The 19425-nt window shown below is 67.9% G+C and carries 20 protein-coding genes; 19 read left to right on the forward strand and 1 reads right to left on the reverse strand.

Going from position 1 to position 19425, the window contains the following annotated elements; genetic code table 11:
• From rho to B2284_RS08100, 19 genes are all read left to right on the forward strand, one after another.
• The coding region (gene rho / locus B2284_RS08005) for a transcription termination factor Rho (RefSeq protein ID WP_286697365.1) at positions 1-1564 on the forward strand (1564 nt) is incomplete at its 5' end.
• 229 nt (positions 1565-1793) lie between these two features.
• On the forward strand, positions 1794-2009 hold the full coding sequence (gene rpmE / locus B2284_RS08010; protein WP_006945964.1) for a 50S ribosomal protein L31: 216 nt from the start codon (positions 1794-1796) through the stop codon (positions 2007-2009).
• Between the two features lie 111 nt (positions 2010-2120).
• Entirely contained in the window at positions 2121-3209 is a 1089-nt protein-coding gene (prfA, locus tag B2284_RS08015) for a peptide chain release factor 1 (protein WP_286697366.1), read from the forward strand.
• Positions 3176-4657, forward strand: a complete 1482-nt coding sequence (gene prmC / locus B2284_RS14365) for a peptide chain release factor N(5)-glutamine methyltransferase (protein WP_349676092.1) — start codon at positions 3176-3178, stop codon at positions 4655-4657. Before prfA ends, prmC begins: the two co-directional genes overlap by 34 nt.
• 240 nt (positions 4658-4897) lie before the next feature.
• Positions 4898-5665: a hypothetical protein gene (locus tag B2284_RS08030; protein WP_115296424.1), complete on the forward strand. Its 768-nt coding sequence runs from the start codon at positions 4898-4900 to the stop codon at positions 5663-5665.
• A 9-nt stretch (positions 5666-5674) separates the two neighbouring features.
• On the forward strand, positions 5675-6592 hold the full coding sequence (locus tag B2284_RS08035; RefSeq protein ID WP_074046546.1) for an L-threonylcarbamoyladenylate synthase: 918 nt from the start codon (positions 5675-5677) through the stop codon (positions 6590-6592).
• A gap of 10 nt (positions 6593-6602) precedes the next feature.
• A complete protein-coding gene (locus B2284_RS08040; protein ID WP_074046549.1) occupies positions 6603-7877 on the forward strand; it encodes a serine hydroxymethyltransferase in 1275 nt (424 codons plus the stop codon).
• A gap of 16 nt (positions 7878-7893) precedes the next feature.
• Complete coding sequence (locus B2284_RS08045) at positions 7894-8997, forward strand: MraY family glycosyltransferase (RefSeq protein ID WP_062257499.1); 1104 nt, start codon at positions 7894-7896, stop codon at positions 8995-8997.
• 101 nt (positions 8998-9098) lie between these two features.
• Entirely contained in the window at positions 9099-9563 is a 465-nt protein-coding gene (locus tag B2284_RS08050; RefSeq protein WP_062257498.1) for a Cg1360 family ATP-synthase-associated protein, read from the forward strand.
• A gap of 139 nt (positions 9564-9702) precedes the next feature.
• A complete protein-coding gene (atpB, locus tag B2284_RS08055; RefSeq protein WP_074041227.1) occupies positions 9703-10512 on the forward strand; it encodes a F0F1 ATP synthase subunit A in 810 nt (269 codons plus the stop codon).
• Positions 10513-10586: 74 nt separating this feature from the next.
• The gene (gene atpE, locus B2284_RS08060; RefSeq protein ID WP_062257494.1) at positions 10587-10799 is read left to right on the forward strand and encodes an ATP synthase F0 subunit C; all 213 of its coding nucleotides are present in this window, start codon (positions 10587-10589) and stop codon (positions 10797-10799) included.
• A 45-nt stretch (positions 10800-10844) separates the two neighbouring features.
• The gene (locus B2284_RS08065; protein WP_074046545.1) at positions 10845-11450 is read left to right on the forward strand and encodes a F0F1 ATP synthase subunit B; all 606 of its coding nucleotides are present in this window, start codon (positions 10845-10847) and stop codon (positions 11448-11450) included.
• Positions 11450-12262, forward strand: a complete 813-nt coding sequence (locus B2284_RS08070) for a F0F1 ATP synthase subunit delta (protein WP_074046544.1) — start codon at positions 11450-11452, stop codon at positions 12260-12262. The genes B2284_RS08065 and B2284_RS08070 overlap by 1 nt, the downstream gene beginning before the upstream one ends.
• An 82-nt stretch (positions 12263-12344) precedes the next feature.
• Positions 12345-13979, forward strand: a complete 1635-nt coding sequence (atpA, locus tag B2284_RS08075) for a F0F1 ATP synthase subunit alpha (RefSeq protein ID WP_038570542.1) — start codon at positions 12345-12347, stop codon at positions 13977-13979.
• A gap of 104 nt (positions 13980-14083) precedes the next feature.
• The gene (locus tag B2284_RS08080; protein WP_006946039.1) at positions 14084-14998 is read left to right on the forward strand and encodes a F0F1 ATP synthase subunit gamma; all 915 of its coding nucleotides are present in this window, start codon (positions 14084-14086) and stop codon (positions 14996-14998) included.
• Positions 14999-15022: 24 nt separating this feature from the next.
• Entirely contained in the window at positions 15023-16483 is a 1461-nt protein-coding gene (gene atpD, locus B2284_RS08085; RefSeq protein ID WP_062256367.1) for a F0F1 ATP synthase subunit beta, read from the forward strand.
• A gap of 140 nt (positions 16484-16623) precedes the next feature.
• A complete protein-coding gene (locus B2284_RS08090; RefSeq protein ID WP_074046543.1) occupies positions 16624-17970 on the forward strand; it encodes a uracil-xanthine permease family protein in 1347 nt (448 codons plus the stop codon).
• A 105-nt stretch (positions 17971-18075) separates the two neighbouring features.
• A complete protein-coding gene (locus B2284_RS08095; RefSeq protein ID WP_074046542.1) occupies positions 18076-18342 on the forward strand; it encodes a F0F1 ATP synthase subunit epsilon in 267 nt (88 codons plus the stop codon).
• Positions 18343-18356: 14 nt separating this feature from the next.
• Positions 18357-18797 carry a DUF2550 family protein gene (locus B2284_RS08100; RefSeq protein ID WP_074046541.1) on the forward strand — a complete coding sequence of 147 codons (441 nt, stop codon included), beginning with the start codon at positions 18357-18359 and terminating at the stop codon, positions 18795-18797.
• A 155-nt stretch (positions 18798-18952) separates the two neighbouring features.
• Here B2284_RS08100 and B2284_RS08105 read toward each other — a convergent pair.
• A partial coding sequence (locus B2284_RS08105) for an ATP:cob(I)alamin adenosyltransferase (protein ID WP_286697367.1) occupies positions 18953-19425 on the reverse strand: 473 nt, incomplete at its 5' end.

Raw genomic sequence — 19425 nt, forward strand, 5'->3', positions numbered from 1 at the left:
CGTCGACGCCAAGGACGACGCCTCGAACGGCGAGAGCCGTGGCCGTCGTGACGGCGAACGCGACGAGCGTCGTCAGCGCCGCGAGAACGGCTCGAACGAGCCCTCCGGTGACAAGAACTCCGACGGCGACGCTCGCCGCGAGCGTCGCGACAACAGCGACAGCGCCTCGGGCGAGAACGGCCGCGACAAGCGCGACAACCGCGACTCCGGCAACAACAGCGGCAACGGCGGCTCCAACCGTCGCGAGCGCAACAACGAGCGCAACCACAACAACGATGACGACGAGCGCGGTGGCCGTCGTCGCCGTCAGCGCGGCCGCGACCGCGACCGCGACCGGGGCGAGCGCGGCAACAACCGTCGCGGGCGCAACCGCGACTACGACGACGACGCTCCCGAGGTGCGCGAGGACGACGTCCTCATTCCCGTCGCGGGCATCGTCGACGTCCTCGACAACTACGCGTTCGTGCGCACGACCGGTTACCTCGCCGGCCCGACGGACGTCTACGTCCCGATGAACATCGTGAAGAAGAACGGGCTGCGCAAGGGTGACGCCGTCACCGGCGCGGTGCGTGCGCTGCGCGAGGGTGAGCAGTTGCCGGCGCGTCAGAAGTTCAACGCGCTCGTGCGTCTCGACTCCGTCAACGGCATGACGGTGGAGCAGGCGAAGAAGCGTGTCGAGTTCGGCAAGCTGACGCCGCTGTACCCGCAGGAGCGCCTGCGTCTCGAGACGACCCCGAACGTGCTGACGACTCGCATGATCGACCTCGTCTCGCCCGTCGGCAAGGGCCAGCGTGGCCTCATCGTCGCCCCGGCGAAGGCGGGCAAGACGATGGTCATGCAGTCGATCGCCAACGCGATCACGACGAACAACCCCGAGTGCCACCTCATGGTCGTCCTCGTCGACGAGCGTCCCGAAGAAGTCACCGACATGCAGCGCGCGGTCAAGGGTGAGGTCATCGCCTCCACCTTCGACCGTCCGGCGACGGACCACACGACGGTCGCGGAGCTCGCCATCGAGCGTGCCAAGCGCCTCGTCGAGATGGGCCACGACGTCGTCGTGCTGCTCGACTCGATCACGAAGCTCGGGCGTGCCTACAACCTCGCCGCCCCGGCGAGCGGTCGCATCCTGTCCGGTGGTGTCGACTCGGCCGCGCTGTACCCGCCGAAGAAGTTCTTCGGTGCGGCGCGCAACATCGAGAACGGCGGCTCGTTGACGATCCTCGCGACGGCTCTCGTCGAGACGGGTTCGAAGATGGACGAGGTCATCTTCGAGGAGTTCAAGGGCACCGGCAACATGGAGCTCAAGCTCGACCGTCAGCTCGCGAACCGCCGCATCTTCCCGGCCGTCGACGTCAACAACTCGTCGACGCGTCGCGAGGAGATCCTGCTGTCGGGCGAAGAGCTCAAGATCATGTGGAAGCTGCGTCGCGTGCTCGCTGCCCTCGACCAGCAGCAGGCCGTCGAACTGCTCATCGACCGTCTCAAGAAGACGAAGAGCAACGTCGAGTTCCTCATGCAGGTGCAGCAGACGTCGAACATCAAGCTCGACGACGAGGACAACTGATCCACGCCTGACGACGTCACCTGACGACGCCCCCGAGACCCGACGCCCCTGCGGCGAGTGGTCACGGGGGCGATCGTGTCGGGCGGGGTGGCGGCGGGAATGATTCGTCCCACCTCGATGTTTTGAACCATGTCAGGCGATCTGGCAAGATTGTTTGTTGGCTTCCGGTTCACGTCCACCATCCCGGTGATGACGACCCGGCGGCATCCTCGACAGCTAGGAGAACCCCGTGAAGAAGAACCTTCACCCCGAGTACACCGCCACGACGGTGTCCTGCACCTGCGGCAACACGTTCGAGACGCGCAGCACGTCGAAGAGCGACAAGATGAACGTCGAAGTGTGCTCCAACTGCCACCCCTTCTACACCGGCAAGCAGAAGCTCATGGACACGGGTGGTCGTGTCGCCCGCTTCCAGGCTCGCTACGGCAAGAAGGACGCCAAGTAGTCTTCGCACCACGCCGACCCCAGCCCATCAGGGCGGGGTCGGCGTTTTGCATTCCCGTGGACGCCGCCTGCCGGCGCTGCGCCCCCATCACTTCAGTCCGCGAGGAGCGTCATGCTTGATTCCGCCGCCACGATCGTCGCCGAGTACGACGATCTCGAGAAGCAGCTGGCCGAACCGGCGACGCATGCGGACCCGACGCTGATGCGCCGCCTCAACAAGCGTTACGCGGCCCTCGCACCGACCGTCGCCGCTTATCACGCCTGGAAGATCGCGCAGGACGACCTCGGTGCGGCAGAAGAGCTGGCCGACGAGGACGCCGCGTTCGCCGCGGAGCTGCCGGCGTTGCAGACCCATCTGGAGGCGAGCGCCGACAAACTGCGCACGCTCCTGCTGCCGCGCGACGAGGACGATGAGCGCGATGTCGTCCTCGAGGTCAAGGCCGGCGAGGGCGGCGCCGAGTCGGCGCTGTTCGCCGGTGACCTCGTCCGCATGTACCTGCGTTACGCGGAACGCCGCGGTTGGAAGGCCGAGATTGCCGACGCGACCGACGCCGATCTCGGCGGGTACAAGGACGCCCGCATCACGGTCCGCGCGAAGGGGCTGCCCGAACCGGGCGAGGCCCCGTGGGCGCGCCTCAAGTACGAAGGCGGCGTGCACCGCGTGCAGCGCGTGCCCGTCACCGAGAGTCAGGGCCGCATCCACACGAGCGCGGCGGGCGTCCTCGTCATGCCGGATCTCGACGAGGACGACGACGAGATCGAGTTCGGCCCGAACGACCTCAAGATCGACGTCTATCGCAGCTCCGGCCCGGGTGGGCAGAGTGTCAACACGACCGACTCGGCCGTGCGCATCACCCACCTGCCGACGGGTGTCGTCGTCAGCTGCCAGAACGAGAAGTCGCAGCTGCAGAACAAGGAGTCCGCGCTGCGCGTGCTCAAGGCGCGGCTGCGTCAGATGGAGATCGAGCGCAAGGAAGCGGAGGCCTCGGCCGCGCGCAAGTCGCAGGTGCGCACGGTCGACCGCAGTGAGCGCATCCGCACGTACAACTTCCCCGAGAACCGGATCGCAGATCACCGCACGGGCTACAAGTCGTACAACCTCGACGCGGTGCTCGACGGCGATCTCGACGCTGTCGTCCAGTCGGCGCTCGACGCCGACGAGGCGGCGTGTCTCGCAGCAGTGGGGGAGTCGGGGGCGTGACGGCGTTGCGCGCGAAGCTGCGTCGTGCTGCGGCGCGGCTCGCGGATGCCGGCATCGAATCCGCGGATCGTGATGCGGCGCTGCTGCTCGCCCATGTTCTCGGGTGCGAGCTGGGCGAGGTGCGCCGTCGCGAGGTGCTCGGCCACGAGCTCAGCGACGGGGACATGGCCCGCTTCGAGGCGCTCGTCGACGAGCGCGCACGGCGTGTTCCGCTGCAGCACCTGACGGGTCGGGCGCCTTTCCGCAGCCTGGAGTTGCGTGTCGGCCCTGGCGTGTTCGTGCCGCGCCCCGAGACGGAGATGCTCGTCGATGCCGCCCTCGAGGCGGCCCCGTACGGGGGGCGCATCGTCGATCTGTGTACCGGATCGGGCGCCATCGCCCTGGCGATCAAGGCTGAGCGTCCCGACCTCGAGGTCTACGCCGTCGAACTCTCCGAAGAAGCGGCGGCGTGGGCAGCGTTGAACTGCAAGCAGATTGGCCTCACTGTCAACTTGAGCGTTGAGGATGCGCGCCAGGCTCTACCTGAGCTCGAGGGTAGTTTCGACGTCGTCGTGAGCAACCCGCCGTACGTGCCCACCGGCATGGTGCCGATCGACCCCGAGGTTGCCGAGCACGACCCTGAGATCGCGCTGTACGGCGGTAGCGAGGACGGCCTTCGCTTTCCGCTCGAGATCGCCGAACGCGCCGCGCACCTGCTGAAGCCCGGCGGTCTGCTCGTCATGGAGCATGCAGACGCCCAGGGCGAATCCCTGCCCGAGGCGCTGCTCGATCGGCGTGGTTTCGAGTGGGCGCGGGACGAGGCCGACCTCGCCGGCAAGCCCCGCATGACGCTGGCCCGCCGTGAGGGCGGTTCGCGCTTCGAGGTGCCCACAAGCCCCGCAGAACGCCCGGTGAGGCGCCGCGCGACCGTCAGGCTGCTCGTGCTCGACCACGCCGGCGACGTGCTCCTCTACGAGGATTCCGACCAGGGCCTCACGCCGCCCGCGACGTGGTGGTCGACCCCGGGTGGCGGCATCGACCCCGGAGAGAGCGAACGCGACGCCGCGGTGCGTGAGTTGTTCGAGGAGACCGGTTTGCAGGTCGAGGCCGATGCCTTCGTCGGGCCGATCGCGCGGCGCCGCGTCGTCCACGGGTATTCCGATTCGGTCGTGCGTCAGGACGACGTGTTCTACGCCGTGCGCACGACACGCTTCGAGCCCGACCCGGGGGCACTCACGCCCGAGGAGCAGGTGACGATGCAGCGCTGGCGCTGGTGGTCGGTTCGCGACCTCGAGACGACGAGCGAACGAGTGTGGCCGCGCGAGCTCGCGGCCCTCGTCAGCGCCCGGGCGACGCCGGACGCGACAGCGGGTAGCGCCATGTCTGTCGACGAACTGCAGCCCGACGACACCATCGCACTCGACGACGTCGAGGAGTCGAGCGTCCCCGTCGCCCTCGGCCACCGCTGAGGCACACACCGCGAGGTCGGCGTCAGGGGCCTGCGCCTCTTCTGATGTCGGTCTCGCACCGCCCCGCCCTGCGTCTCGGCCACCGTCACGATGTTGGGCGAGGACGCCGCGTCAGCGCGCTGGTGCGGCCTCGCCGGCCGGCGGCGAGGACGTGTGTGCGCCACGGACCCGGGCTTAGAGTGGGAGCCGAATCGCGCCGCCCGCAGCGTGCTGGGCGGCCTCGGACGTGAGGAACGCACCATGGGGATCTTCGATCGTCTCTTCGGTCGTGGGGGAGCCCAGCCGGGCTTCGGTCAGCAGCAGGGATACGGGCAGCCCGCGTATCCGGCGCAGGGCAACCAGCAGCAGGGGTATGCCCAGCAGGGCTACCCGCGTCAGGCGTCGAGCGCGCCTCGACAGACGCCGGGCGCGTCGATGAGCGAGGACGAGCGCGCCATCGCCCGCTACGAGTACATGCTCAAGACGGCCCCGCCGGAGGAGATCGAGAAGGCGCACGCCGAGGCGTTCGCCAAGTTGACGCCGGAGCAGCGTCAGCAGGTGCTCACGCGTCTCGCGACCGACAGCCCGCAGGATGCTCCGCAGAGCGCAGACCCGCAGGCGCTGGCGCGGGCTGCGACTCGGGCCGAGATGCGTCAGCCCGGGTTCCTCCAGAGCTCGTTCGGTGGTTACGGCATGGGCGGCGGCTTCGGTCGCGGCGGCATGGGGATGGGGATGGGCGGCATGGGCTCGATGCTGCTCACGAGCGTCGCCGGCGCCTTCGTCGGCACCGCCATCGCCGATGCGATGTTCGACGACTGGGGCAACGAGTTCGATTCCCACGACATGCAGGACGCATATCAGGATGGCTACCAGGACGGTGGGGGCGACGGCGGCGGAAACGACGTTGCCGACGGTGGCGGATTCGACGGCGGCCAGGACTTCGCCGGGGGCAGCGACTTCGGCGGGTTCGACGGGGGCGACTTCGGTGGGGGAGACTTCGGGGGCGACATGGGTGGTTTCGACTTCTAGGAGAGTGGCGTGAGCCCCGTTTTCGACGTTTCCGGTTCGGATGAGCGCGACCCCGCCATCGAGGCGGCGCATGCTGCCGTCGGCGAGGGCAAACTCGTCGTCCTGCCCACCGACACGGTGTACGGCGTCGGCGCCGACCCCTTCAACCCTGACGGCGTCGCGGCGCTGCTCGCGGCGAAGGGGCGTGGGCGCGACAAGCCGCCGGCCGTCCTCGTGCCGAACCCGGCGACGGTCGAGGGCCTCGCGATGAACGTGCCGTCCTACGCGCGTCGCCTCATGGAGCGCTTCTGGCCGGGCGGGCTGACGTTGATCTTCCGTGCGCAGCCGTCGCTCATGTGGGATCTGGGTGACACGAACGGCACGGTCGGGTTGCGCATGCCCGATCACGAGATCGCGCTCGAACTGCTGCAGACGACGGGGCCGCTCGCGGTCAGCTCGGCGAACCGCACGGGCCAGCCGCCGGTCACGACGATCACGGAGGCCGGTTTCGCGTTCGGCCCGGCGGTCGAGGTTTATCTCGACGGGGGCACGTGCGACGACGGGTTGCCCAGCACGATCCTCGACTGCACCAAGCCCGACCCCGTCATGCTGCGCCGCGGCACGATCACTCCGGCACAGCTGCGTGAGGTGCTCGGGCCCATCGACCTGCTCGACTCGACGGGTGCGCCGCTGTCCGAGACACCCCAGGATGCCCCGGAAACGGACAACCCCCACCAGCACGAGTCGGCCTCGAACCCCGCGCCCGAGTCGACCGACGACGAGCGCACGGCCGAACGTCAGCGCCTCGAGGCCATGGGAGCTCAGGCGCGGGCGGGCGAGGCGACGCAGGCCATCCCGCTCGGCGGCATCGGAGCGGAACCGCCGTTCGAGCCCGAGAGCGTGACGAGCGTGGAGCTTCCTGGCCGCCCGGGCGAGCAGAACCACTAAGGTGGCGAGCATGACGACCCCGTTCTACGGCTCCGACTACGCCGCCCTCGAATCCTTCGACCCCGACATCGCCGGTGTCCTCATCTCCGAGCTCGACCGCCTGCGCGGCGGCCTGCAGCTCATCGCGAGTGAGAACATGTCCAGCCCGGCCGTCCTCACCGCGCTCGGTTCGACGCTGAGCAACAAGTACGCCGAGGGTTACCCCGGCCGTCGCTACTACGGTGGCTGCGCCGAGGTCGACAAGGCCGAGACGATCGCCATCGAGCGTGCGAAGGCGCTGTTCGACGCCGAGCACGCCAACGTCCAGCCCCACTCGGGTGCCTCGGCGAACCAGGCCGTGTACGGCGCGTTCATGAACCCCGGTGACACGATCCTCGCGATGAGCCTGCCCATGGGCGGCCACCTCACGCACGGCACGAAGGTGTCCTTCTCGGGCAAGTGGTTCAACGCCGTCGGCTACGGCGTCGACCCCGAGACGGAGGACATCGACTACGACGAGGTCGAGCGTCTCGCCAAGGAGCACAAGCCGAAGGTCATCCTCGCGGGCGGCTCCGCCATCCCGCGTCTCATCGACTTCGAGCGCATCCGCGCCATCGCCGACGAGGTCGGCGCGATCTTCTGGGTCGACGCGGCTCACTTCATCGGTCTCGTCGCCGGCAAGGCGATTCCGTCGCCGGTGCCGCACGCCGACGTCGTCTCGTTCACGACGCACAAGGTGCTGCGCGGCCCCCGCTCGGGCGCCATCGTCTGCAAGGAAGAGCACGCGAAGGCGATCGACAAGGCCGTCTTCCCGATGATGCAGGGTGGCCCGCAGATGCACACGATCGCGGCGAAGGCCGTGAACTTCAAGGAGTGCGCGACGCCCGAGTACAAGCAGTACGCGAAGGACGTCATCGCCAACTCGCAGCGTCTCGCCGAGGGGCTCAAGGCCAAGGGCATCCGTCCGACGACGGGCGGCACGGACACGCACCTGTCGCTGCTCGATCTGCGTGACGTCGACGTCACCGGCACCGACGCCGAACTGCGCTGCGACGTCGCGGGCATCACGCTCAACAAGAACGCGATCCCGTTCGACCCGCAGAAGCCGAACATCGCCTCGGGCATCCGCGTCGGCACCCCGTCCGTCACGACGCAGGGCATGGGCCTTGCCGAGATGGACGTCATCGCCGACGTCATCCACCGCGCCGTCACCGAGACGGACGGCACGCCCGAGCACCCCGTCGCGCAGGAGATCCGCGAGCAGGTCACCGATCTCGTCACGCGTTTCCCCGCTTACCCCCGCTGAAATCTGACCGCCTGCCGTGCGTGAGTACGTCCTCATCAGCGTCGTCGCTGCGATCGTCACCTTCGTGATGACGCCGCTCGCACGGTGGTCGGCAGTTCGCTTCGGTGCGGTGACGCAGGTGCGTGCGCGTGACGTGCACGCCCTGCCGATCCCGCGGCTCGGGGGAGTGGCGCTGTTCGTCGGCTTCCTCGCCGCCGTCGGTGTCGCCTCGCGGCTGCCGTACCTGTCGCACGTGTTCGACAGCCGCGAAGCCATCGGCACGACGATCGCCGCGGCCATGATGTGCGGGCTCGGCGCGTGGGACGACTTCGCCGAGCTCAACTGGGCCATCAAGTTCGGTGGTCAGGCGCTCGCGGCCTGCGTCCTCGTCGTCTCGGGCGTGCAGTTCCTCTTCCTGCCGCTGGGGGAGCAGACCGTCCTGCCGACGCCGGTGCTCGTCGTGCTGTCGGTGCTCGTCATTCTCGTCATCGTCAACGCCGTGAACTGGGTTGACGGTCTCGACGGTCTCGCAGCCGGCATGGTGGGCATCGCCTCGTTCTCGTTCTTCGTCTACGCCTACCAACAGGCCGTGCAGTGGGGCGACAAGTCGGTGTTCACGACGTCAGCCTTCATCGCGGCGGCGACGGTGGGTGTCTGCGTCGGCTTCCTGCCGCACAACTTTCATCCGGCGCGGTTGTTCATGGGGGACGCCGGCTCGTTGCTCCTCGGCACGCTCATCGCGGCCGCCACGATCTCGTTCGCCGGCAACCTCGACCCGGCGGCCGTCTCCGGTTCGGGTGACGCCTCCGTCGCGTTCCTGCTCCCGCTGCTCGTGCCCCTCGCGATCCTCGCGGTGCCGCTGTGGGATTTCGCCGCGGCCATCGTGCGTCGCCTGCGCTCCGGGCAGAAACCGTGGGAGGCGGACGGTCGCCACCTGCACCACCGCATGCTGAAGATCGGGCACACGCACCGCGCGGCCGTGCTCATCCTCTACCTGTGGTCGATCGGCATCGCCCTCGGCCTCGTCTCGATGGCGTACTGGCCCGTCGAGCGCTCGCTCGCCGCCCTCACGGGGCTGACGGTCCTCGCCTTCGCGCTGACGTGGGGGCTGCCCCGTTGGCGACGCCGCAAGGCCTTGTGATAGTTTTCACAAGCAGGTTCAGGTGATGGATTCACCCTGGTGACGAGCCCGAACCCGACGACGTGATCCCCGCGCCAACGCAGATTGTGAGCCCTTCCTCCATGGACTCCGCCTCCACCTCGCACCCGGTGACCAACGTGTCGCCGTTCGCTGCGATGCTGCGTGATTCGCTCGTGCCGAGTGCCGCAGTGGGCGTCGTCTGCGCGGTCGTGTTCGCAGTGCTCAACGGCGTGGCCGGGGGAGTGTCGTCACTGTTCGGCACGGTTCTCGCCCTCGCCTTCTTCGCGAGTGGTCTGCTCGTCCTTCGTACGCTGCGCACGCTCAGCCCGGTCGCCATCATGGCTGCGGCGATGGCGGTCTTCTTCGCCCAGGTGATCGTTCTCGGCGTCGTCCTCGTCCTCGCGACGAAGGTGGAATCCCTCGACGGGCCTGCAACGGGCATCACCGTCGCCATCGTGGTCGTGGCCTGGCAGATCTTCCAGGTGCGCTCGTTCATGCGGACGCGGCAGTACGTCTACGACCCGGACGCGTCAGGCGCTTCGACGACGAGCGGCGGCTCCCAGTGAACCGCGGCACAGCGTCGGGTAGGATACGCAGTGTCTCCGGCGTGCACCTCGAGCCGCCGACCAGCCCGAGAGGGCAGGGGCGGTTCCACTGCAACAGACACACTGAACTTTTTTGCTGGATGCTGACTGAGGAGAATTTGTGAGCTTCATCGCGGGCGCTGCCCTGGTTGCCGACGGGGAGTCGTTCAAGTCCCCGGGCACGAGCGATTTCTGGTGGCCCCTGATCGGTGGCGACAGCAACTGGGCCATCACGCGCCCCGCCGTGGTCTTCCTCGTGTCGGCCCTGCTCATCGGCTGGTTTTTCGTCACCGTGACGGGCAAGAAGCTCTCGGTCGTGCCGAGCAAGCGTCAGTTCATCGCCGAGGGTGTCTACGACTTCGTGCGCAACACGATCGGGCGCGACATCATCGGCTCGAAGGACTTCATGCGGTTCCTGCCGCTGTTGTTGACTTGCTTCACCCTGATCCTGTTCAACAACGTGGCCGGAATCATCCCCTTCATCCAGTACCCGAGCACGGGTCGCATCGGGTTCCCGATCGTCCTCACGCTCATCGTGTACGTCACGTACCACGTCGCGGCGGTCAAGGCGAAGGGCGGCTTCGGCAAGTACATGGGCTCGCTCATCCCCCCGGGCCTGCCGGGGTGGCTCAAGCCGATCATGTTCGTGCTCGAGTTCCTCACGTACTTCCTCATCCGCCCGCTGACGCTGGCGCTGCGACTCTTCGGCAACATGATGGCGGGGCACCTCATGCTCCTCGTGTTCATCGTCGGCGGTGAGTACCTCCTCCTGCACGGCGGCAACATCGGCCTCAACGGTGCCGGCGTTCTCTCGTTCGCCGCGGCCATCCTGATGTCGTTCTTCGAACTGCTCATCGAGTTCCTGCAGGCCTTCATCTTCACCATGCTTGCCGCTCTGTATCTCGCAGACGCGGTCTCCGATCACCACTGATCGGCACTCTGTACCCCTTCTGAACCTCAGCGACACCGGGAAAAGGTCCCGGTGCCACTCGAAAGGAAAAGCACATGACCGGCGACATCGCATTCCTCGGCTACGGACTCGCTGCTATCGGCCCCGGCATCGGTATCGGTCTGATCTTCGCCGCCTACATCAACGGTGTGGCGCGTCAGCCCGAGGCCCGCAACATGCTGCAGACCATCGCCTTCACCGGCATGGCGCTCACCGAGGCACTCGCCATCCTTGGTCTGGTCTTCGCGTTCGTCTTCCAGGGCAAGTAAGTCCTGCTCGAACTGACCAGTCCCCCCAACAGATAGGAAGCCAAGGTGTTCCTCGCATCTGAAGGTGCAGGTTGGCCGGAGAAGCTGCCGCTGCTCCCGCACCCCGCCGAGATGATCATCGGGCTCATCGCCTTCGCGATCCTGTACTGGCTGTACAAGACGAAGGTCGTTCCGAACATGGAGCGCATGTACGCGGAGCGTACGGCGTCCATCGAGGGCGGCATCGCCAAGGCGGAGGAGGCCCAGAAGGAGGCCGCCGCCGCCAAGCAGCAGTACGAGTCGCAGCTCGCCGACGCGCGTGCTGAGGCGGCCAAGATCCGCGAGGACGCCCGCGCCCAGGGTGCGGCCATCATCGCGGAGAGCCGTGAGCAGGCCGGCGCCGAAGCCGCCCGCATCACCGAGAACGCGACGAAGCAGATCGCGGCCGAGCGTCAGCAGGCCTTTGTCCAGCTGCGCAGCGAGCTCGGTGGCCTGTCCACCGAGCTCGCCAGCCGCATCGTCGGTGAGTCGCTGCACGACGAAGCCCGTCAGAAGGGCATCGTCGACCGGTTCCTCGCCGAGCTCGAGGCGGGCAGAATCCGTCCCGAGTCCGCCACCGCCGGCTCCGAGGCCGCCGCCTCGAGCGCAGGCAGCACGCGGGTCGAAGCCTGATGCAGGGTTCGTCGAGGACGGCTCTCTCCGCGGCCCGGCAGGTGCTCAACGGCACCCTGTCCGGCCCCGGTGACCCGATGAACACGGCTCGTGAGCTCTTCGCGGTCGTCGACGTCATCGATTCCAACGCGACGCTGCGTCGCGCGCTGGGTGACCCGTCGCGCGAGAGCGAGGCCAAGCGTGGCCTTGTCCAGCGTCTGTTCAGCGGCAAGATCGGCTACGACGCGATGGCGGTCGTGACGGCTGTCGCCGGTGAACGCTGGTCGAGCGAGCGCGACCTCAGTGACGCTCTGGAGCGTCTTGCGGTCGAGGCCGCCACCGCTTCGGCGGAGAAGGCCGGTCGCGCGGATGCTTTCGAGAACGAGCTGTTCCGCTTCGAGCGGACCGTCGCTTCCGACGCGGGCCTCAGGGATGCCCTGTCCGACCGCTCTCGCAGCGGTGCGGACAAGGCCGGGCTCGTCGCCCGTCTGCTCGAGGGCAAGGTCGCCCCCGAGACGGCGCTGCTCGCCACTCGCGCCGCAGGCTCCCCCCGTGGGCGCGGTTTCGAGCGGGCCATCGAGGAGTTCCTCGAGGGCGTGGCCGGGCGCCGCGGCCAGTCGAGCGCGATCGTCATGAGTGCGGTCGAGCTGACCCCGGAGCAGAACGAGCGGCTGCGCGCGGCTCTGACGAAGATGTACGGCAAGCCCGTGCAGACGAACGTCGTCATCGACCCCTCGGTCGTCGGCGGCATCAAGGTGGCTGTCGGTGACGACGTCATCGACGGAACGATCGCGCGTCGCCTCGACGAGGCCCGCGCGCACCTGTCCGGCTGATCGACGCCCAAAGAATTGCCGCATCCGCGGCCCTGAGCCAAGAAGCACGGCGCCCGATGCGGGCCCATGACAAGGAGTGATGATGACGGAGCTTTCGATCCGTCCGGAGGAGATCCGGGATGCACTGAACGGTTACGTTCAGTCCTACGAGCCCGGCGCGGCCTCCCGTGAAGAGGTCGGCCGCGTCGTCGATGCCGCTGACGGCATCGCACACGTCGAGGGTCTTCCCTCGGCCATGACCAACGAGCTGCTTCAGTTCGAAGACGGCACGCTCGGTATCGCCCAGAACCTCGACGTCCACGAGATCGGCGTCGTCATCCTGGGTGAGTTCGGCGGCATCGAAGAGGGCCAGAGCGTCAAGCGCACGGGCGAGGTCCTCTCGGTTCCCGTCGGTGACGCGTTCATGGGCCGCGTCGTCAACCCGCTCGGTCAGCCGATCGACGGCCTGGGTGACATCGAGGCCGAAGGCCGTCGCGCCCTCGAGCTGCAGGCGCCCACCGTCGTCCAGCGCAAGTCGGTCCACGAACCGCTCATGACGGGCATCAAGGCGATCGACGCCATGACGCCGGTCGGTCGCGGTCAGCGTCAGCTGATCATCGGTGACCGCAAGACGGGCAAGACGACGATCGCCACCGACACGATCATCAACCAGAAGCAGAACTGGGAGACGGGTGACCCGTCGAAGCAGGTTCGCTGCATCTACGTCGCCGTCGGTCAGAAGAACTCGACCGTCGCCGAGGTCCGCGCCACGCTCGAAGAGGCCGGCGCGATGGAGTACACGACGATCGTCAACGCTCCGGCGGGTGACGCGGCGGGCTTCAAGTACCTTGCTCCGTTCACCGGCTCGGCGATCGGCCAGCACTGGATGTACCAGGGCAAGCACGTCCTCATCGTGTTCGACGACCTGAGCAAGCAGGCCGAGGCCTACCGCGCCATGTCGCTGCTGCTGCGCCGCCCGCCGGGCCGCGAGGCCTACCCCGGTGACGTGTTTTACTTGCACTCGCGTCTGCTCGAGCGTTGCGCGAAGCTGTCGGACGACCTGGGTGCCGGTTCGATGACGGGCCTGCCGATCATCGAGACGAAGGCCGGCGACGTCTCGGCCTACATCCCGACGAACGTCATCTCGATCACGGACGGCCAGATCTTCCTCCAGGCCGACCTGTTCAACGCCAACCAGCGCCCGGCTGTCGACGTGGGTATCTCTGTGTCGCGTGTCGGTGGTGCGGCCATGACGAAGGCCATGAAGGCCGTCACCGGTTCGATCAAGGTCGACCTCGCACAGTTCCGCGAGATGCAGGCGTTCGCCATGTTCGCCTCCGACCTCGACGCCGCGTCGCGCCGTCAGCTCGCTCGCGGTGAGCGTCTCATGGAGATGTTCAAGCAGCCGCAGAACAGCCCGTACCCGGTCGAGGACCAGGTCGCGTCGCTGTGGGCCGGTACGACGGGCAAGTTCGACGACGTCAAGACCGAGGACGTGCAGCGCTTCGAGGCCGAGTGGCTCGAGTACATGCACCGCAACCACGGTGAGTTCATGATGGCGATCCGCGAGAGCGGCAAGCTGGCCGACGACGGCAAGGACGTCTTCGCCGGTGCGATGGACGACTTCCGCAAGCAGTTCCAGGCGTCGTCCGACCACGGTGGTGAGGGTTCCGAGCAGTTCGACGAGATCGCTGCGGACCACATCAACCAGGAGAAGATCACCAAGCACAAGCCGTGATCTTCGTGATCGCACCTCGGCGGGTGTGACGAGCACCCGCCGAGGTCGGCCGCCAGGTCGACACCACCACCCAAGCCAGCACCAGTACAGAGAGGCGGAAAGCTATGGGAGCGCAGCAGCGGGTCTACCGCCAGCGCATCCGGTCCGTCCAGGCGACCAAGAAGATCACGCGCGCGATGGAGCTCATCGCTGCCTCGCGCGTGGTCAAGGCGCGCGAGGCCGTCGCGAAGTCGACGCCCTACGCCGTGGCCCTGACCCGAGCCGTCTCCTCGGTCGCGTCCTCCACGTCGGACATCGACCACGCACTGACGACGGAGCGCGAGAACGTCAAGCGCGCCGGCGTCCTCATCGTCACGGCTGACCGCGGCCTCGCCGGCTCGTACTCGGTCAACGCGATGAAGGAAGCCCAGCAGCTCATCACCAAGCTCGAGCACGAGGGCAAGGAGGTCGTCCCCTACCTCGTCGGCCGCAAGGGCGTGAGCTACTACAAGTTCCGCCGTCGCGAGTACGAGGCAGAGTGGACGGGCTTCACCGACAGCCCCAAGTTCGAGAACGCCGAGGAGATCGGTGAGCGTCTGACCGCCGACTTCCATGCCGGTGCCGAGGGTGGCGGGGTCGACGAACTGCACGTCGTCTACACCGAGTTCCAGTCGATGGTGACGCAGCAGGCCCGCGTCATCCGTCTGCTGCCGCTCGAGGTGGCCGAGGGTCAGCTCGACCTCGACGGCGACGGCAAGCCCGACGGACCGCTTCCGCTCTACGACTTCGAGCCGAACGCCGAGGGCGTGCTCGATGCGCTGCTGCCGAAGTACGTCACGGCTCGCATCTTCAACGCGCTCCTGCAGTCGGCCGCTTCCGAGCTCGCTGCCCGCCAGCGCGCGATGAAGTCCGCCACGGACAACGCGACCGAACTCATCAAGACCTACACCCGACTGGCCAACCAGGCCCGTCAGGCCGAGATTACGCAAGAGATCAGCGAGATCGTGGGTGGCGCCAGCGCCCTCGCCGATGCCAGCTGACCGCCTTCACGTAAAGGAATCCTCATGACTGCCACCATCAACGAAAGCGCAACCGCGGCCCCGGCCGCGGGCGGCGTGGGCCGCGTCTCGCGCGTCATCGGCCCGGTCGTCGACGTCGAGTTCTCGGCCGACACGATGCCGGAGGTCTACAACCTCCTGACGCTCGAGGTCTCGCTTAACGGCGAGCAGAAGAACATCAACCTCGAGGTCGCCCAGCACATCGGTGACTGGATGGTTCGCGCCATCTCGCTGCAGCCGACGGACGGCATCGTCCGCGGCTCCGAGGTGCGCGACTCCGGCGGGCCGATCTCCGTACCGGTCGGCGACGTCACCCTCGGCCACGTCTTCAACGCGACGGGTGACTGCCTCGACCTCGAAGAGGGCGAGCAGCTCGAGGTCAAGGAGCGCTGGGGTATCCACCGTACGGCGCCCGCGTTCGACCAGCTCGAGTCCAAGACGACGATGTTCGAGACGGGCATCAAGGTCATCGACCTGCTGACCCCGTACGTCCAGGGCGGAAAGATCGGCCTGTTCGGTGGTGCCGGTGTCGGCAAGACCGTTCTGATCCAGGAGATGATCGCTCGAGTCGCTCGCAACCACGGTGGTGTGTCCGTGTTCGCCGGTGTCGGTGAGCGCACCCGTGAGGGCAACGACCTCATGGTCGAGATGGAAGAGGCCGGCGTCCTCGGCCAGACCGCGCTCGTGTTCGGCCAGATGGACGAGCCGCCGGGAACGCGTCTTCGCGTCGCCCTGTCGGCGCTGACGATGGCGGAGTACTTCCGCGACGTGCAGAAGCAGGACGTGCTGCTGTTCATCGACAACATCTTCCGCTTCACGCAGGCCGGTTCCGAGGTCTCCACGCTGCTCGGCCGCATGCCGTCCGCCGTGGGTTACCAGCCGACGCTGGCCGACGAGATGGGTGTGCTCCAGGAGCGCATCACCTCGACGCGTGGTCACTCGATCACGTCGATGCAGGCCATCTACGTGCCGGCTGACGACTACACCGACCCGGCCCCGGCGACGACGTTTGCGCACCTCGACGCGACGACCGAGCTCTCGCGTGACATCGCGTCGATGGGTATCTACCCGGCCGTGGACCCGCTGACGTCGACGTCGCGCATCCTCGACCCGCGTTACATCTCGAAGGAGCACTACGAGACGGCGGTTCGCATCAAGTCGATCCTGCAGCGCAACAAGGAACTGCAGGACATCATCGCGATCCTCGGTATCGACGAGCTCTCCGAAGAGGACAAGATCCTCGTCAACCGCGCTCGCCGCATCCAGCGCTTCCTGTCGCAGAACACCTACGTCGCCAAGCAGTTCACCGGCATCGAGGGTTCGACGGTGTCGCTGCAGGACTCGATCGAGGCCTTCACGAAGATCGCGGACGGCGACTACGACCACGTCCCCGAGCAGGCCTTCTTCATGTGTGGTGGCCTCGACGACGTCGAGCGTCAGGCCGCGGAGCTGGCCAAGCAGGACTGATTTGCGCGCCGCGGCGGGGATGACCCGAGGCGGCGAGTGAGAACGACGAAGGGCTGGGGGTTTTCGACCCCCGGCCCTTCGTCGTGCATCGTGAGCAGGGCGCGTCGTTGAGTCGCGGCGCGCAGGAATGAGGAGCAGGGATGGATCTGGGTCTGAAGTGGCGGGTGCGTGAGGACGACCTCACGCGCGGTGACACGGTCGTCGCGCCGGACGAGCGCTTGGCGTGGCCGAAGACGATCGGCATCGGCATGCAGCACGTCGTCGCGATGTTCGGTGCGACGTTCCTCGTGCCGCTGCTGACGGGCTTCCCGCCGTCGACGACGCTGTTCTTCTCCGGCGTCGGCACGGTCGTCTTCCTGCTGCTGACGGCGGGGCGCGTGCCGAGCTACCTCGGCTCGTCGTTCGCGTTCATCGCGCCGCTGACGGCCGCGACGAAGGCGCACGACATGGCGACGGCGCTGGGCGGCGTCGTCATGGCGGGCCTGGCTCTGGCGCTCGTCGGGCTCGTCGTCCAGGTCGCCGGCGACGGCTGGTTGCGTGCGCTCATGCCGCCGGTCGTCACGGGCACGATCGTCGCGCTCATCGGCCTCAACCTCGCGCCTGCGGCCAAGGGCAACTTCATGAAGGCGCCTGTGACGGCGCTCGTCACCCTGGTCGTCATCCTCGCGGTGACGGTGCTCGCGAAGGGGCTGCTCGGGCGCCTCAGCATCCTCATCGGTGTGCTCACCGGGTATCTCGTCGCGTGCCTGCGCGGTGAGGTCGACTTCGACGCCGTGGATTCCGCCGCCTGGATCGGACTGCCGCACTTCGCGTCGCCGTCGTTCTCGTGGTCGGTCGTCGGGCTGTTCGTGCCGGTCGTGCTCGTGCTGATCGCGGAGAACATCGGCCACGTGAAGTCGGTCGCGCAGATGACGGACCGCAACCTCGACGACGTCTCGGGGCGTGCGCTGCTCGGTGACGGCCTCGCCACGACGCTCGCCGGCTTCGGTGGCGGCTCGGGCACGACGACGTATGCCGAGAACATCGGCGTCATGGCGGCGACGAAGGTGTATTCGACGGCGGCCTACTGGGTCGCGGCCATCACAGCGATCGGGCTGTCGTTCCTGCCGAAGTTCGGCGCGATCATCTCGACGATCCCGCCCGGCGTCCTCGGGGGAGCGGCGACGGTCCTCTACGGCATGATCGGCATGCTCGGCGTGCGCATCTGGATGGAGAACCGCGTCGACTTCGCCAACCCCGTCAACCTCATGACGGCTGCGGTCGCGCTCATCGTCGGCATCGCCGACTACACGTGGACGATCGGTGACGTCGCCTTTGCCGGCATCGCCCTCGGTACCTTCGCCGCGGTCGTCGTGTTCCACCTCATGCGCGCCGGGGCGCGGGTTTCGGGGGCGCTCGCCGATCCGCTCGCGCCGCTGCCGCACGAAGGTGCGTCCGTCGCGGGCGCGTCGGCCGAGGCCGACGCGCACGCGGACGGGCGTCGCTGACGACCCCTGTCACACGGGCGTGCACACCCACCGGGTGGGCCGCGCGCCCCGGCCCGATTCGCCCGCTATCATGGGGGAAATCACCGACTCGAAGAGGAAGCCCGCATGAGCACCCTGAACGTCAAGTTCGTCGCTGCCGACCGTGAGGTCTGGGAGGGCGAGGCGAACCGCCTGATCGCACGGACCACCGAAGGCGAGATCGGCATCCTGCCGGGTCATCAGCCGATCCTGTCCGTCCTCGTCGAGGGCGACGTCGTCGTCGTGCCCGCGCAGGGCGAGCGCCGTACGGTCAAGATCGACGGCGGATTCCTCTCCGTCGACAAGGACGTGGTGACGGTCGTCGCTCAGCACGTCGAGATGGCCGGGGTCTGAGGCGGTTTCGAACCATGGATTCAGCGATGACGGCCGGCGAGATCACTCTCGCGCTGGCCGCCATCGTGGTCTTGCTGGCTCTGGCGGCGATGGTGCTTCGCACGCGCGCCATCGGCCGCGACGGCAACCTCGCCGTCATGGCGGTTCGCTACCCCGGCGCGTCGTGGCGCACCGGGATGGTGCGGTACCGCCACGATCGTCTCGAGTGGTTCTCGTTCCGCTCGATGACGATGTCGCCGCGGCGCACCTGGGCGCGCGGCGACTTCTTCCTCGGTTCGCGCGCTCAGCTCGCGGACGGTGACCGCCCGGCGGCCCTGTCGGGTGACGCGGTGAGCGTCGACGTGCGCTGCGGTGAAGAGGCCTTCACCATCGCCATGGCGCCCGGTGACTACACCGCGATGCGCTCGTGGAGCGAGTCCGCACCGCCCGGATTGCACGCGGACGCCCTGGTCTGAGACCCCCGTCCGGCGTCTCTGACGGTCGACGCCCCGCCCAGCGGCATTGCTTTCGCGGCCTCGACCGCCGCGATGGTCGGGTTTGGCACGGAGAGCGCGCCTCCTTCCCAAGGCCGCCCTGTCGGCCGCATCCCACGTCTAGAGCGGGCTGGGGCTCAGCGCCCCCCGCCGGGCTGCCACAACACGTCGCCGGGGCCTTGGGCATTGGCGTAGCGCGCGAACACGAACAGGGCGTCCGAGAGCCGGTTGAGGTACCTGGCCGTCAGCGGGTTGACGCCGCCGGGACGCTCGTCGTCGGGCTCGGCGCTCTCGCTCCCGTGGGCGTCGATGGCCGCCCAGCAGGCACGCTCGGCGCGCCGCACGACCGTCCGCGCGAGGTGGAGATAGGCCGCCGCCTGAGTGCCGCCGGCGAGAACGAAGGAACGCAGCGTCGGCAGGTCGGCACCGAACTCGTCGCAGGCGGTCTCGAGTTCGTCGATCCACTCCTGCTGGACGCGCAGGGGAGGGTGCGCGGGCTGCGTCACGAGGGGTGTCGACAGGTCGGCGCCGACGTCGAACAGGTCGTTCTGGATGCGCAGGAGCATTGGGCGCAGCCGCTCAGGCAGATCGGGGGCACACGTGAGCGCGA

The sequence above is a fragment of the Dermacoccus sp. UBA1591 genome (genome assembly GCF_002322065.1).
Taxonomy (GTDB): domain Bacteria; phylum Actinomycetota; class Actinomycetes; order Actinomycetales; family Dermatophilaceae; genus Dermacoccus; species Dermacoccus nishinomiyaensis.